General features: G+C 62.4%; 16 protein-coding genes. 7 read left to right on the top strand and 9 right to left on the bottom strand.

Annotation, left to right across the window (positions count from 1 at the left end; translation table 11 throughout):
* Positions 1-9 precede the first annotated feature (9 nt).
* The 6 genes from YH3_RS14135 (at position 10) to YH3_RS14110 (ending at position 5,373) form a co-directional block, all read left to right on the top strand.
* Positions 10-636, top strand: a complete 627-nt coding sequence (locus YH3_RS14135) for an SMI1/KNR4 family protein (RefSeq protein ID WP_042446400.1) — start codon at positions 10-12, stop codon at positions 634-636.
* Positions 633-1,733: a galactose-1-phosphate uridylyltransferase gene (gene galT / locus YH3_RS14130; RefSeq protein ID WP_054827207.1), complete on the top strand. Its 1,101-nt coding sequence runs from the start codon at positions 633-635 to the stop codon at positions 1,731-1,733. Before YH3_RS14135 ends, galT begins: the two co-directional genes overlap by 4 nt.
* Positions 1,733-2,863, top strand: coding sequence for a galactokinase (gene galK, locus YH3_RS14125; RefSeq protein WP_064443612.1), 1,131 nt, complete (start codon positions 1,733-1,735; stop codon positions 2,861-2,863). Before galT ends, galK begins: the two co-directional genes overlap by 1 nt.
* Before the next feature lie 119 nt (positions 2,864-2,982).
* Positions 2,983-3,432, top strand: a complete 450-nt coding sequence (locus YH3_RS14120; protein ID WP_003943059.1) for an Rrf2 family transcriptional regulator — start codon at positions 2,983-2,985, stop codon at positions 3,430-3,432.
* A 31-nt stretch (positions 3,433-3,463) separates the two neighbouring features.
* Positions 3,464-4,657, top strand: a complete 1,194-nt coding sequence (locus YH3_RS14115; protein WP_003942968.1) for a globin domain-containing protein — start codon at positions 3,464-3,466, stop codon at positions 4,655-4,657.
* Positions 4,658-4,749: 92 nt separating this feature from the next.
* Positions 4,750-5,373, top strand: coding sequence for a LysE family translocator (locus YH3_RS14110; RefSeq protein ID WP_007730629.1), 624 nt, complete (start codon positions 4,750-4,752; stop codon positions 5,371-5,373).
* A 2-nt stretch (positions 5,374-5,375) separates the two neighbouring features.
* On the opposite strand, the gene paaK is transcribed toward YH3_RS14110, so the two are convergent.
* The 9 genes from paaK to YH3_RS14065 form a co-directional block, all read right to left on the bottom strand.
* On the bottom strand, positions 5,376-6,677 hold the full coding sequence (paaK, locus tag YH3_RS14105) for a phenylacetate--CoA ligase PaaK (protein WP_030536071.1): 1,302 nt from the start codon (positions 6,675-6,677) through the stop codon (positions 5,376-5,378).
* A gap of 41 nt (positions 6,678-6,718) precedes the next feature.
* Positions 6,719-7,798, bottom strand: a complete 1,080-nt coding sequence (paaE, locus tag YH3_RS14100) for a 1,2-phenylacetyl-CoA epoxidase subunit PaaE (protein WP_030536072.1) — start codon at positions 7,796-7,798, stop codon at positions 6,719-6,721.
* 4 nt (positions 7,799-7,802) lie between these two features.
* Complete coding sequence (gene paaD / locus YH3_RS14095; protein WP_051636608.1) at positions 7,803-8,261, bottom strand: 1,2-phenylacetyl-CoA epoxidase subunit PaaD; 459 nt, start codon at positions 8,259-8,261, stop codon at positions 7,803-7,805.
* Between the two features lie 65 nt (positions 8,262-8,326).
* The gene (gene paaC, locus YH3_RS14090) at positions 8,327-9,244 is read right to left on the bottom strand and encodes a 1,2-phenylacetyl-CoA epoxidase subunit PaaC (RefSeq protein ID WP_029256501.1); all 918 of its coding nucleotides are present in this window, start codon (positions 9,242-9,244) and stop codon (positions 8,327-8,329) included.
* 28 nt (positions 9,245-9,272) lie between these two features.
* Positions 9,273-9,590 (bottom strand): 1,2-phenylacetyl-CoA epoxidase subunit PaaB, encoded by a 318-nt coding sequence (gene paaB, locus YH3_RS14085; protein ID WP_007730622.1) that lies wholly within the window; start codon positions 9,588-9,590, stop codon positions 9,273-9,275.
* The gene (paaA, locus tag YH3_RS14080) at positions 9,587-10,555 is read right to left on the bottom strand and encodes a 1,2-phenylacetyl-CoA epoxidase subunit PaaA (RefSeq protein ID WP_029256502.1); all 969 of its coding nucleotides are present in this window, start codon (positions 10,553-10,555) and stop codon (positions 9,587-9,589) included. The genes paaB and paaA overlap by 4 nt, the downstream gene beginning before the upstream one ends.
* 92 nt (positions 10,556-10,647) lie before the next feature.
* A complete protein-coding gene (locus tag YH3_RS14075; protein WP_030536073.1) occupies positions 10,648-11,433 on the bottom strand; it encodes an enoyl-CoA hydratase-related protein in 786 nt (261 codons plus the stop codon).
* A 27-nt stretch (positions 11,434-11,460) separates the two neighbouring features.
* Positions 11,461-12,318, bottom strand: coding sequence for a 3-hydroxyacyl-CoA dehydrogenase family protein (locus YH3_RS14070; RefSeq protein WP_007730617.1), 858 nt, complete (start codon positions 12,316-12,318; stop codon positions 11,461-11,463).
* Positions 12,315-13,043, bottom strand: a complete 729-nt coding sequence (locus tag YH3_RS14065) for an enoyl-CoA hydratase/isomerase family protein (protein WP_064443611.1) — start codon at positions 13,041-13,043, stop codon at positions 12,315-12,317. The genes YH3_RS14070 and YH3_RS14065 overlap by 4 nt, the downstream gene beginning before the upstream one ends.
* Before the next feature lie 107 nt (positions 13,044-13,150).
* On the opposite strand from YH3_RS14065, the gene YH3_RS14060 reads away from it, so the two are divergent.
* Positions 13,151-13,762 (top strand): TetR/AcrR family transcriptional regulator, encoded by a 612-nt coding sequence (locus tag YH3_RS14060; protein ID WP_007730612.1) that lies wholly within the window; start codon positions 13,151-13,153, stop codon positions 13,760-13,762.
* Positions 13,763-13,800: the final 38 nt, after the last annotated feature.

The raw sequence follows: 13,800 nt of genomic DNA, 5'->3' as shown, positions 1-13,800 counted from the left end.
GTAAAGCCCATGAGCGTTGCAAACGAATGGAGCCGAATCGAAGCGTGGTGCCGTACACACGCACCGGTGACGGCTGCAGCGTTTCAACCAGGACTCGGTGACGCCGTTATCGAGGAATTCGAAGCCTCGACCGGCGTCACGTGGCCCCAGGAACTTCGCGACCTGTATCGGGTCCACAACGGCAGCCTGACCCACGACGACCGGACCGGCCTCTTTCTCGGCAGCGTGCTCCCGGACAAATTCTTCTACCCCATCGACGTCGCAACAGAAGTTCGTCTCACTCTGCTCGAAACGTGGGATGAGACGATCTACGAGAATCCAGACCTCTACGCCGAGGACGAGATGGATCGACACGATCAACGCGACGCAGGCACTGCCGCAACCATGTTCATCCCCTCGTTCGTTCCCTTCGCCGGACTGGACGAGTACCACTACTTCGTGGACACCCGCAGCGGCGCACTCCACCATTGTGTGACCGAGTATGCGTCGGACGCCACTGACAACGGCGGTCCGATCTGGGCGTCCATCTCGGTAATGCTGGCCGCCCATGCCGTAGCGCTGGAAACAGGATCAACGATCGGAGTGTGGAAACCCGTTGTCAGCAAGGGTGTTCTGGAATGGGAAGTCGACGCATGACACCCAAGCAGGATCCGACCCGTCGCACCCTCGCCGACGGGCGTCAGATCTTCTACTTCGACGATGCCGGCAGTACCCGCACCCACTCTGCGCGAGATTCCCGCGAATTGCCGGCTCTCGACCACTCGTCTCGGATGAGATTCGACGTTCTCACCGGGGAGTGGATCACCATGGCTTCGCATCGCATGACACGGACACATCTCCCCTCCGCCGCCGAATGTCCATTGTGCCCGACCGACGAAACACGCACGCCCACAGAGATACCCGACGGAGACTACGACGTCGCGGTGTTCGAGAATCGGTTTCCGAGCTTTGCCGCGGCGCCCGAGGAAGCCATTGACAGTCCCGGAGACGGTGCGGGCGATCGCCCAGCGGCCGGTCACTGCGAAGTGATGTGCTTCTCGAGCGATCACACGGCGTCCGTCGCCGAGCTTCCACTCGAACGCATGCGCACGATTGTGGGTGCCTGGATTTCTCGGACCGAAGAGTTGTCGGCGGATCCGCTTGTGGAACAAGTGTTCTGCTTCGAGAACCGCGGCGAAGAAATCGGGGTGACACTCACCCATCCACACGGACAGATCTACGCATACCCGTATGTCACGCCACGCACCCGATCGATGCTGACGCAGGCGCACAAACACTTCGAGCGCACCGGTCGCTCACTACTCGCCGATGTTCTGGCGTTCGAGCGCGAGGACAAGGCCCGGTTGATCTACGACGGCGATCACTGGAGCGCCTACGTCCCGACCGCCGCACGATGGCCCATCGAGATTCACCTGGCACCGCACCGAGACGTCCCGGACCTCCCCTCGCTGAACGACCAAGAGCGCGAAGAGCTTGCGGTCGTCTACCAAGATCTCCTACGCCGTATCGATCGCTTCTATCCGGGCGTCGACCGGGTACCGTACATCGCGGCTTGGCACCAAGCTCCCGTCCGCATCAACCGACCTCTGGGCCGACTGCATCTTCAGCTGTTCTCGATCTTGCGCGCACCGGGCAAACTCAAATACCTCGCCGGGTCCGAGTCCGCCATGGGCGCCTGGGTGAACGACACCGTTCCCGAGGCAGTCGCGGCCCGCCTACGGGAGTTGAAATAGTGGATACGGTCTCGAACAATTCTGTGCTCCAACAGTTTCACGCCACCTACGGCTATCCGGCAACCGGAGTGTGGGCGGCACCCGGTCGAGTCAACCTGATCGGTGAACACACGGACTACAACGGTGGATTGTGCCTACCGGTCGCTCTCGAGCAGCGAACACTGGTTGCCGTCGCACTGCGCAGCGACGGGGTCGTCCGCGTGCACAGTCGGCAATCCGCCGAGACGTACACCGGGCCCCTCGGCGACATCGCCACAGGGTGGGCCGCCTACCCCACAGCCGTTCTGTGGTCTCTTGCGCGCAGAGGCCTCCCGATCGGAGGAATCGATCTTGCCGTCGACTCGTCGGTACCGGTCGGGGCCGGACTGTCGAGTTCCGCTGCCCTCACCTGTTCGGTTGCGTTGGCCGTCAATGAACTTCATGATTCACCTTTCGCCCGCGATGAGCTGGTACAGGTGTGCATCCAGGCCGAGAACGACGGCGTCGGCGCACCGACCGGAGGGATGGATCAAACCATTGCCCTCTTTGCTCAGCCCTCGACCGCGCTCCTGCTGGACTGCCAGGACGGATCCACCGAACCCATACCTTTCGAACTCCACGGTGCAGGGTACGAACTGATCGCCATCGACACCCGGGTCAAACACTCGCTCGCAGACGGACAGTACGGAATGCGGCGCTCTCAATGCGTCGCTGCAGCAGCAGCTCTCGGCGTCGGCAGCTTGCGAGAGGCTACAGCAGACCAGGCCGAGACAGTGCGAGACCCGATCCTCCGGGCGCGGGCACGGCACGTCGTGACCGAGATCGAGAGGACGCGGAAGACCGCAGAACTTCTGCGCAGCAGCAGATTCAGTGACGTCGGCGAACTGTTCGACAACTCGCACGCCTCGTTGCGCAACGACTTCGAGGTCTCGTGCGATGAACTCGACGTCGCCGTTGCCGCAGCACGACGCGGCGGCGCGATCGGTGCGCGGATGACCGGCGGCGGATTCGGAGGCTCAGCCATCGCGCTGGTTCCGGAAGGAAGCGGAGCGGAGGTCATCGCGTCGGTGAGCCGCGACTTTGCGGCGCGAGGTTGGCGAGCACCACACTTTCTCGGCGTCGTTGCCGGGGGTTCGGCCGCCCGTCTCTGAGCGAACGGCACGTTCAGCGCACTGGAGGTGCCGAACGTACCGTTCGCCCTGGTTGGGGCACCTCGAGATCCCCCTCACATAAATAGTCATCTCAGATGCGAATTATGTAGGTTCAGATCATGCAACTGACGCAGTTCACCGATCTGGGATTGCGCGTCGTCATGCGGTTGGCCGTACTCGACGCGGATGCCTCCCCCAGCACTCGGGATGTTGCGCAGCAGCTCAACGTGTCGTATTCCCATGCCACCAAGGTGGTTACACGGCTCGGTGAGCTCGGCATCGTGACAACCAGGCGCGGCCGCGGCGGTGGGCTTTCCATCACCGAACTCGGCCGCACCGCCACCATCGGCTGGCTGGCCAGACGCCTCGAAGGCCCGGGTGAAGTCGTCGACTGCGAAGGCGACAAACCGTGCCCACTGCGCGGAGGTTGCCTCCTTCGGAGCGCTTTGCGCGAAGCACAGGAAGCGTTCTTCGTTTCACTCGACGCGGTCACGATCGAAGACGTCATCCGGCAGCCGTCCAAAACTGTCCTGCTACGCCTCACCACCCGGAGCGACGAAGCAGGCTGATCAATCGAATTTCGACCGAACGGAGCAGCTCATGCTTTCCCCACAGTCAACCGAGGTCATTCGCGCCACCCTTCCCGTGGTCGGCGCTGCCATCGGCGATATCACAACCCTGTTCTACCGCAGGATGTTCGACGCGCATCCTGAACTCGAACGCGATTTGTTCAATCGCGGCAATCAGAAGCAGGGCGAACAGCAGAAGGCTCTCGCCGGCGCCATCGCGGCATTCGCGACGCTTCAGCTCGAGCCGGACAGCGCCAAGGTCGATCTCATACTTTCACGTATCGCCCACAAGCATGCGTCGCTGGGAATCACGCCCGACCAGTACGCAATCGTGCACGAACACCTCTTTGCCGCGATCGTCGAAATACTCGGCGATGCAGTCACTCCCGACGTCGCAGCAGCCTGGGACGAGGTCTACTGGCTGATGGCGGAAACCCTCATCACGATGGAGCGTGGCCTCTACCAACTCGCCGGCGTGGACGCCGGTGACGTCTGGCGCACAGTCAGGATCAGTGAACGAGTTCTTCAGTCCGCCGACACCGTCTCACTGACACTCACGTCGCTCGACGGTAGCGCACTCCCCACCTTCGCTCCCGGACAGTACCTTTCGGTCGGGGTTACACTGCCCGACGGCGCCCGCCAGATCCGCCAATACAGCCTGTGTTCGATACCGAGCAGCGCAGACTGGCGGATCAGCGTCAAGCGAATCTCCGGAACTCCCGATGGCGAAGTGTCGAACTTCCTCTACAACAACGTATTCGAAGGTCAAGAACTCTCCGTCACCACACCTTTCGGCGATCTCACCATGCCGGACGACAACTCACCGCTCCTGCTCGCGTCGGCCGGAATCGGTTGCACACCGATGATCGGGATGCTCAATCATCTCGTGGACACCGGCGCTGACCGTTCGGTATCTGTCATCCATGCGGATCGATCCATTGCGGATCACGCGCACCGCGCAGAACTCAGCACACTCGTCGACCAGATTCCCGCCGCAACCCTGCACCGTTGGTACGAGGATCTCGGCACGCACGTTGCGTTCGGATCGGTTCACGAAGGACGGGCGGATTTGCAAGGTATTGCAGTGGAGCCCGATACCCAAGCTTTCCTTTGCGGGCCGATGCCGTTCATGTTGGCGATGCGCGCATCGTTGCTCGAAAGGGACGTCCCGGCACAGAATATCCACTACGAGGTCTTCGGGCCCGACAGCTGGGCCAACACCTGAGCGGACCACTGCCTGCGAACTGGACCTTGGCGCGCGACTGCAAACCCTTGTGTACTCGACGAAACATACGCATCGAGTAGTGGGAGACCGACATGATCACGTCAGCGTCGATGACGGGAGTCGCGCTGATCGCCCTGGCGATGGTTCTGACACCGGGCCCCAACATGATCTATCTGGTGTCCCGCAGCATCAGCCAGGGCCGCCGGGCGGGTTTGATCTCGCTCGGCGGAGTCGCAACCGGTTTCCTGGTCTACCTCACCGCCACGTGTGCAGGGCTGACGGCGGTTCTCTTCGCCGTACCAACGGTGTTCACCGCGGTGAAAATCGGTGGTGCCCTGTACCTGGCCTATCTCGCCTGGTCGACACTCCGACCAGGTGGGAAGTCCGCCTTCGAGGTGGGCGAGGTCGACCGCCACGGTAGCGGCCGTCTGTTCGGGATGGGGTTGACCACCAATCTGCTCAATCCCAAGATTGCGCTGATGTACGCGGCCCTGATCCCCCAGTTCGTCGATCCCACTGCGGGTCCGGTCTGGCAACAGGCACTCGTACTCGGCGGCGTGCAGATCCTGGTCGCAGTCACCGTCAACGCGTTGATCGTGTGCTGTGCGGCAGCCGTGTCGACCTTCCTCATGGCGCGTCCGGTGTGGATGCGGGCTCAGAAATGGCTAGCTGGTGGCATTCTCGGAATCTTCGCCACCCGCATGGCCCTGGAGTAGTTTCAGTCCTTCGGACGTTGGTCGATCAGACGACGCGCTTTGCCGATCGAGCGTTCGAGTCCGCCGGGTTCGAGAACGCTCACCTCGACCGTGACACCGATCTTGTTCTTCACCAGCTTCTGCAACGCCGAAGACGCTGCCGCATGATCGGAAATTGCCGCGTCAGGGCGAGCCTCGACGCGCACTGTCAGAGTATCCATCCGGTCCGGACGCTCCAGCACACACTGGAATTGGGGTGCCAGGGCGGGGACGGTCAAGATCAGCTCTTCGATCTGTGTGGGGAACAGATTGACCCCACGCAGGATGATCATGTCGTCGGTCCGGCCGGTGACCTTCTGCATCCGACGCATCGAGCGCGCCGTACCCGGCAACAGTCGGGTCAGGTCCCTGGTTCGGTAGCGAATGATGGGCAGCGCTTCCTTGGTGAGAGAGGTGAAAACCAGCTCACCTTCTTCACCGTCCGGCAGCACTTCGCCCGTGACCGGATCGATGATCTCCGGGTAGAAGTGGTCTTCCCAGATATGCAGCCCGTCTTTGGTTTCCACACATTCCATTGCCACACCCGGGCCCATGATCTCGGAGAGTCCGTAGATGTCGACCGCATGCATGTCGAGTTGCTGTTCCAGCTCGGTACGCATCTGTTCGGTCCACGGCTCCGCTCCGAAAACTCCCACCCTCAGTGAGGTCTTCGCGGGATCGATGCCTTTCTTGATCATCGCATCCACGATGGTCAACATGTACGACGGAGTCACCATGATGGCGTCGGGCTCGAAGTCCTCGATCAGTTGAATCTGCCGCTCGGTCATGCCACCGGACATGGGAATGACCGTGCAGCCCAAGCGCTCCGCACCGTAGTGTGCTCCCAACCCACCGGTGAACAGACCGTACCCGTAAGCCACGTGAACCTTGTCCGAAGACCGCACGCCGCCGGCCGAGAGACTGCGCGCGATGAGATCGGCCCAGTTGTTCAGGTCGTTGCTCGTGTACCCCACCACCGTCGGGCGACCGGTGGTCCCCGAAGACGCGTGAATTCGCGAGACCCGGTCCTGGGGCACCGCAAACATCTTGAACGGATAGTTCTCACGTAGATCCGCTTTGGTGGTGAAGGGAAACTTCGCGAGATCGCTCAGATCCTTCAAGTCGCTCGGGTGGACGCCGGCGTCGTCGAAAGCTTTGCGGTAGTGCGGAACATTGGTGTACGCGTGCATCAGGGACCATTGCATCCGCTCGAGTTGGAGCGTCGAAATGCGGTCCCGACTGGCAAATTCGATTTCTTGCGAAGTAGCAGTGACGAGTTCGGTCATGATTGTCTCCGGTGGGCTCAGTGAGGGCGCTGTGCGGGCGGTCAGGCGTCGAAATCGACTGTTATCTGTTCACCGACAGGGAAGGTCTGGCAGGTCAGTACAAAACCCGCGTCGACTTCGTAGTCTTCGAGTGCGTAGTTCCTGCGCATCTCGACGTCACCGCAGGTGACCTTGGCGCGACACGTTCCACAGACCCCGCCCTTGCACGCGAAGGGCAGATCCGATCGGTACTGTTCCGCTGCATCGAGAATCGACTGGTCTCGCGGAAGTGTCGCGGTGGTCGATCGACCGTCGAGCGTGATGGTGACCTCGCTGCCTGGTCCCACAATTCCGGGCTCACGATGCACTGCAACCGGCGGAGCGACGTCGTCGACGTAGAACAGCTCGTGATGGATGCGATCCTTGGCAATTCCCAAGCCGGCCAGTACTTCCTGGGCGTCGTTGACCATCCCGAACGGACCACACAACCAGAAGCCGTCGACCTGGTCGCACGGAACGAGAGAGGTGAAGATCTCACGCAACCGGTCGGCGTCGAGACGGCCCGAGAACAACTCGACCTCGCGCGGCTCGCGAGAGAGGACATGAATAACGTCCAGGCGCGCACCGTACCGGTCCTTTAGGTCGGCGATCTCTTCGGCGAACATGACCGAACGGGTGCGCCTGTTCCCGTACAGCAGGGTGACATCGGCCTCGGGGTTCACCAGCAGTGTTGCAGCGATGGACAACATGGGCGTGATTCCGGAGCCCGCCGCGATCAGAACATGCCGTCCACCCAATGCCGGATCGGCGACAAAATTGCCAGATGGGCCCTGGGCGTCGATTCGATCCCCGGCCTTGACGTCTCGCACCAACCAGGAGGAGAAGAGTCCGTCTGCCACCTCGCGAACCCCCACCCGTGGAGACGCCCCTACCGGTGCACAGATCGAGTAGGAGCGACGGTGTTCGACGCCGTCGATCATCCGCCGCAGTGTCAGTGACTGCCCGGCGCCGAAGTCGAATTGATCGGCAATATCGGCAGGCACGTCGAAGGTGACGGCAACTGCGTCGTCGCACAGTGATTCGACACCGGCGACCGTCAACGGGTGAAATGGTTTGTTCCGGTTCGTCGTTGCGGTACTCATCTGTTCAGATCTCCTTCACGTGATCGAACGGCTCGAGGCAGTCGAGGCAGCGATAGAGCGCTTTGCACAGGGTCGCACCGAATTCCGAACTCAGTCTGGTGTTTGCCGAACCGCACTGGGGGCACAGGATGTCGCGCGGCTTGGCCGTCAAGGTCAAGGCGATCGGGCCGGAGGTGCGACGCGGCGCGGCCCCCGGCACCGAGTACCCGGCCGTCCGAAGTTTCGCGAGCCCCTCTTCGCTGATCCAATCCGAACTCCAAGGCGGCGACAGTTGAGTCTTGATCTGGACGCTGCCGTACCCCGCGTCGGTCAGCTTGTGCTCGATGTCGTCTCGCATCGTCGCCATCGCCGGACACCCGGAATAGGTGGGAGTGATTGTCACATAGACCAAGTTCGCTTCGACGTCGACCGATCGGATGACGCCGAGATCGGCCAAGGTCAACAGTGGCATCTCCGGATCCATCACCGAGGCGACGATCTCCTGCGCCGAAGAGACAGTAGCGGAAGAGACGGTAGCGGCAGTCACGGTCACCACACCCCTTCCGGATGCTCCCGAGCGACGCTCTGCATTTCGGCGAGAAGTAGCCCCAGTGCCCCGGTGTGCAGTCCGGCACGCCCGCCGCGGCCGCCGACGAAACCGGAGAAACGCGAAGGGGGCTCTTCCATTTCGGCTGCATGGAGGACCTGGGCAAGAACAGCGTCGAACTCCGGCCGAACAGTACGCGGATCCACTCCGACGCCAACTTCTGCCAAAACGAGTTCGTCCTGGGTGGGAACAAAGAGTTCGTCCACGAACGGGAAGATCTCGAGCAGGGCCGCGGCAGTCCGACGCTTGGATTCTGCCGTGCCGGCGCCCAACGTGACGACCCATCTTGCCGCGTAGTCGCGGTGGTAGGTCAGTTCTTTGACGCCTTTGTTCGCCACGGCCGCGAGGACCGGGTCCCGCGATGTGCGGAGCCGATCGAACAGCGCCAGCCGCCAGGTCGAGAACACGAGTAGCCGAACGACCGTGTGCGCGAAGTCGCCGTTGGCGAGCTCCACCAGTCTCACGTTGCGGAAACCGAACTGATCACGAAAGAAGGCAAGCGCATCTTCAGCCGGCACCGGCGACGTGTCCGAGATGAACGGAACGACAGTGGAATCGGCTGCTGCCGCGCGAGCCAGCAGCAGCCTGGCCTGTCCGATCAGATCCAGACCGACATTCGCGAGAGCTACCTCTTCTTCGAGTTCCGGTGCCCGCGTCGACCATTCGGCGAGGCGCTGCGAACTGACGAGCGCGTCGTCGCCGAGCATGAGGCAGTAGCGCGCCAGCGCACCGAGATCGACGTCATCCGGCACCGTGGTGTCGACTCCGGCGAGGGGGTCGTCGAAGCTGGTTCCGAACGCCCACTGACCGTGGCCGTCGCCGTCGACCAGGCCGTCGTAGGCACTGTCGTGATCGTTCATCTGTTGGTCCTCGAAGTCGAAGTGATTCTCACATGTGCGGAACGGAGTCCGGGATGTCGTAGAAAGTCGGGTGCCGGTAGACCTTGTCGCCGCTCGGCGCGAAGAACGGATCCTTTTCTGCCGGACTCGAAGCCACGATGTTCGCTGACGGCACGACCCAGATGCTCACGCCTTCGTTACGTCTGGTGTAGACGTCGCGCGCGTGGCGTAGGGCCATCTGATCGTCTGCCGCGCGCAGGGATCCGACATGCACGTGGTTCAGTCCGCGCTTTCCCCTCAGAAATACCTCGTACAAAGGCCATTCGCCCCGCACCTGATCGCGCTGTACCTGATCGTTCTCGCTCATGATGTTTCCCCAGTCGTGCGATCGTGCGCGAGTCTCTCGCGCTGTGCAAAGGCGTACGCGGCCTCGCGAACCCAGGCCCCGTTGTCGTGTGCGGCTTTCCGATTGGTGATCCGCTCGACGCTCGCCGCTCCGTTGCCGCGGACCACGTCCATGAATTCGCTCCAGTCCGGCTCGCCGAAATCGTGTGCGCCACGCTCGGGGTTCCAGCGCAGGTCGGGATCAGGGAAGGTCACACCGAGTATCTCGGCCTGCGGTATCGACATGTCCACGAATCGTTGCCGCAGTTCGTCGTTCGTGTGCCGCTTGATGCGCCACTTCATCGACTGCTCGGTGTTCGGCGATTCGTCGTCCGGCGGTCCGAACATCATCAGAGCGGGCCACCACCATCGGTCGACGGCTTCCTGCACCATTGCCCGTTGAGCTTCCGTGCCGCGCATCATCGTCGCCAACAGCTCGAAGCCTTGCCGCTGATGGAACGATTCCTCCTTGCACACACGGATCATCGCGCGCGCATACGGCCCGAAGGAGCTGCGGCACAGCGGAACCTGATTGCAGATAGCAGCTCCGTCGACCAGCCAGCCGATCACACCCACGTCGGCGTATGTCAGCGTCGGATAGTTGAAGATCGAGGAGTACTTCTGCTTTCCCTCGATCAGTTTGGTGGTCAGATCGCCACGATCGGCACCGAGCGTCTCGGCCGCGGAGTAGAGATACAGACCGTGCCCGGCTTCGTCCTGGACCTTCGCCATCAAGATCGCCTTGCGTCGCAACGAAGGCGCACGGGTGAGCCAGTTTCCCTCGGGCTGCATTCCGATGATTTCGGAGTGCGCATGCTGGGCAACCTGACGGATCAGAGTCTTGCGGTAGCCGTCCGGCATCCAGTCGCGAGGCTCGATGCGCTGGTCTGCCGCGATCGTCTCGTCGAACAGGTTCTGCAGATCTTGTGGAGCTTCCACGTTGGTCATCGTACCTACCTTTTATTACCGAATGATCGGTTGGTAACTAGTATGCACCGAGGTGTCCCAGCACACAAGAGAATCTTTCGCCGCACCAGAAATCAGCGGCCCTCGAAAACCGGCTTCTGCTTCGACAGGAAAGCCGTGACTGCGCCTCGATGATCTGCCGTGGAACCCAGCTCCACCTGTGCGTTCGCCTCGGCCGCCAGCGTCTGGGAAAGCCCAGGAGCAACGGCACGGATCAGCGATTTCACGTGGGCGAAGGCCGCGGTGGGTCCGTCGGCAAGCCGACGCGCGAGTACCCGAGCCTCAGCGGCGACGTCCTCGTCGGCCACCACGCGATGAACCAAGCCCCACTCCAGCGCACTCTGCGCGTCGAACTTGTCGCCGAGCAACATCAGGCCACTGGCGCGGCTAGGTCCGAGCGCGTGCACGAGCGCATGACTGAGCCCGGAGTCACTGGCCAGACCGATGCCGGTGAATGCCGTCGCAAAGCTCGCGCGAGCCCCCACGACACGGATGTCTCCGGCCAACGCGATTCCCAACCCGGCCCCGACGCAGGCTCCGCCGATACCCACCACCACCGGGACAGAGAGCGTCGACAGCGCCGTGACGATGGGGTTGTAGTGCGCCTCGACGGTATCCATCGCGTGCGCCGGATCAGCATCCAACGCTGCGGCGTGCTCGCCCAGATCCTGACCGACGCAGAAGTTCTTGCCTTCGGCGAGAATCAACACCGCTCGAACCTCTGCGTCCGCGTGGACCTGCAGCAACGCTTCGAGCATCTGAGACTTCATTTCGCCGTTGACGGCATTGGCGGCCTTGGGTCGGTCGAGAGTGATTGTCGCCAAACCTCGCTCGATCTCCAAGCGAATCACGTCAGTCATCGATGTTCCTTTCGCAGGAAGTTCGGTTCAGCTCCATGTGTGAAAACCCTGTCCCGTCTTGCGCCCCAACTCGCCGCGAGCCACCTTCTCTCGCAGCAGTGCTGGAGGTGCAAATCGATCACCGAGCGTGCTCGCGAGGTGTTCGGCGATCGCCAGGCGCACATCCAACCCGACCAGATCTGTCGAACGCAGCGGGCCCATCGGATGCCGATACCCCAATTCCATTGCTCGGTCGATCGATTCCGCGTCCGCCACACCCTCTTCGAGCATGCGGATGGCTTCGAGCCCGAGACCGACACCAAGCCGGCTGGTTGCAAAACCAGGTGAGTCGTTGACGAGCACCTCGGCTTTGCCGAGCATCGACACCCATGCTCGTACCGAGTCGACAACCTCGGGGCGGGTCTGAGGCGCCCGGACGATCTCGACCAACAGCGACGCCGGGACTGGATTGAAGAAGTGCATACCGATGAACCGGCCCGGATCCGTCAGCGCTGCGCCGAGTTCGGCGATCGACATGGAACTGGTGTTGCTGGCGATCACGGTGCTTTCTCCGGCAACGGTTTCCGCAGCGGCGAGCACCTCGACCTTGAGGGCCGCAATTTCCGGGACCGCCTCGACGATCAGGTCGAGCGACGGTGGCAACGAGGTCACTGCGTCCACGGTGCTCACGCGCGCCAGCACCGTCGCGGGGTCCTGGTCGTCGAGTTTCCCTCGCTCGTGAGCTCTGTCGAGGCCGGCGGAAACACGCTGCAACGCGGCCGCGGTGTCGCCACTCTCCGCGATGGTGACCGCCCCGCCGAGACTGGCGAACACCTGGGCGATACCCGCACCCATGCGTCCACCGCCGATGACTCCGACGGTCTTCGGTGCAACTGCTTCAGTCATGATTTCTTCTCCAGGAAGGCCGTCATGCGATCGCGCTTGTCCGAACTCTCGAACAGGACGGCCTGGGCGATGTCGTCGGCAAACGGATGCGATCCCGGCGCATCGACGATGATCTTGGTCAATCGCAGTGCCAGCGGGGACAGTCGGGAAATGCGGTCGAGCAGCCGATGCGCTGCGTCGACGTGGCAGTTCGGTTCGGTTACCTCGACAACCAGGCCCGCTCGTAGCGCCAACTCGGCGTCGAGGTTCCTGGCACCGAGGAGCACCTGCTTCGCGATCGAGACGCCGACGAGCTTCGGCAATCGATAGCTGGCGCCGGCGGCTGCCATTATGCCGAGATTGGGCTCCGGATTCCCGAAGACCGCCGTCGTTGTCGCGATGCGAATGTCGCAGGCGTAGGTCAACTCTGCCCCACCGCCGAGCGCGTAGCCGCTCACGGCGGCCACGGTGGGAAGCGGGAGCTTTCCGAATCGGTCGAACAGCGTGCGGTTGATACCCGCGAACGCTTCCTCTCGTCCGCGCTCTCGGAGCTCCGCGATGTCAGCGCCGCCTGCGAAGTGGTCGCCGCGCCCCGCAAGCAGGAGCAGCTTCGGATCCCGTTCGAGGCGTCCACAAACCTGATGCAGTTCGTCGATCATTTCCGCGTTGATCGCATTGCGTTGCGCGGGCCTGTCGAGGGTGACCACGACGCGATCCTCGCGCTCGTCCACGTGCAGGGTGTTCACATTCGCTCCTTCTCGCTCTTCTCCATTAGTAACCGAACATTCGGTCGTTTGGCAAGGGTGAGAACGAGGATGGTGCGCAGCTTTGCCCGAACTGAGAAGATGGGGACATGACTACGGCACGCCCCACTCGACGCACCGGCCTCCCCGGACGTCCCGGCTACGACCTCGATTCGCTCCTGGCCGTGGCCGTGAAGGTGTTCAACGACAAGGGCTACGACGGCGCCAGCATGGAGGTGCTCGCCAAGAAACTCGGCATCACGAAGTCCTCGATCTACCACCATGTGTCCGGAAAGTCAGAACTTCTCGAACTCGCCCTTTCGCGTGCACTCAACGCCCTGTTTGCGGTCACGACCGAAGAGGGCGCCACCACCGGTCCGTACATCGACCGGCTCGAATACCTGGTCCGGCGCAGCGTAGAGGTGCTGGTCGCAGAGCTTCCATACGTCACCCTGCTCCTGCGCGTCCGCGGCAACACGACGGTCGAGCGCGCCGCGCTAGCTCGTCGACGCGAATTCGACAACTTCGTCGGAGGTCTCGTCGCGTCCGCCGCAGCGGAGGGAGACTTGCGCCCGGACATCGAACCAGCCCTCGCCAGCAAGCTGATGTTCGGCACCGTCAACTCACTGATCGAGTGGTACAAACCCCGAGCGGGTGAGTCCGTCTCCGACATCGCCGACGCGGTCGTCGCCGTCACTTTCGACGGACTTCGCAAGGCCTGACTCCAGGCAGTTCTGCCGAATCCTTGACAACGCGGCGT

Source organism: Rhodococcus sp. YH3-3, from assembly GCF_001653035.1.
GTDB lineage: Bacteria > Actinomycetota > Actinomycetes > Mycobacteriales > Mycobacteriaceae > Rhodococcus_F > Rhodococcus_F qingshengii.
The sequence above is the reverse complement of the archived record's forward strand: the minus strand, read 5'-3'. Positions and strand labels throughout refer to the sequence as shown.

Excerpts from the sequence above, each read along its gene's own strand:
- paaE (WP_030536072.1), bottom strand. The coding sequence starts at position 7,798 with ATGAGTACCGCAACGACGAACCGGAACAAACCATTTCACCCGTTGACG.
- YH3_RS14070 (WP_007730617.1), bottom strand. The coding sequence starts at position 12,318 with ATGACTGAAGCAGTTGCACCGAAGACCGTCGGAGTCATCGGCGGTGGA.
- paaK (WP_030536071.1), bottom strand. The coding sequence starts at position 6,677 with ATGACCGAACTCGTCACTGCTACTTCGCAAGAAATCGAATTTGCCAGT.
- paaD (WP_051636608.1), bottom strand. The coding sequence starts at position 8,261 with ATGGATCCGGAGATGCCACTGTTGACCTTGGCCGATCTCGGCGTCATC.
- YH3_RS14075 (WP_030536073.1), bottom strand. The coding sequence starts at position 11,433 with ATGACTGACGTGATTCGCTTGGAGATCGAGCGAGGTTTGGCGACAATC.
- paaC (WP_029256501.1), bottom strand. The coding sequence starts at position 9,244 with ATGAACGATCACGACAGTGCCTACGACGGCCTGGTCGACGGCGACGGC.
- paaB (WP_007730622.1), bottom strand. The coding sequence starts at position 9,590 with ATGAGCGAGAACGATCAGGTACAGCGCGATCAGGTGCGGGGCGAATGG.
- YH3_RS14060 (WP_007730612.1), top strand. The coding sequence starts at position 13,151 with ATGACTACGGCACGCCCCACTCGACGCACCGGCCTCCCCGGACGTCCC.
- YH3_RS14115 (WP_003942968.1), top strand. The coding sequence starts at position 3,464 with ATGCTTTCCCCACAGTCAACCGAGGTCATTCGCGCCACCCTTCCCGTG.
- galT (WP_054827207.1), top strand. The coding sequence starts at position 633 with ATGACACCCAAGCAGGATCCGACCCGTCGCACCCTCGCCGACGGGCGT.
- paaA (WP_029256502.1), bottom strand. The coding sequence starts at position 10,555 with ATGACCAACGTGGAAGCTCCACAAGATCTGCAGAACCTGTTCGACGAG.
- YH3_RS14110 (WP_007730629.1), top strand. The coding sequence starts at position 4,750 with ATGATCACGTCAGCGTCGATGACGGGAGTCGCGCTGATCGCCCTGGCG.
- YH3_RS14120 (WP_003943059.1), top strand. The coding sequence starts at position 2,983 with ATGCAACTGACGCAGTTCACCGATCTGGGATTGCGCGTCGTCATGCGG.
- YH3_RS14135 (WP_042446400.1), top strand. The coding sequence starts at position 10 with ATGAGCGTTGCAAACGAATGGAGCCGAATCGAAGCGTGGTGCCGTACA.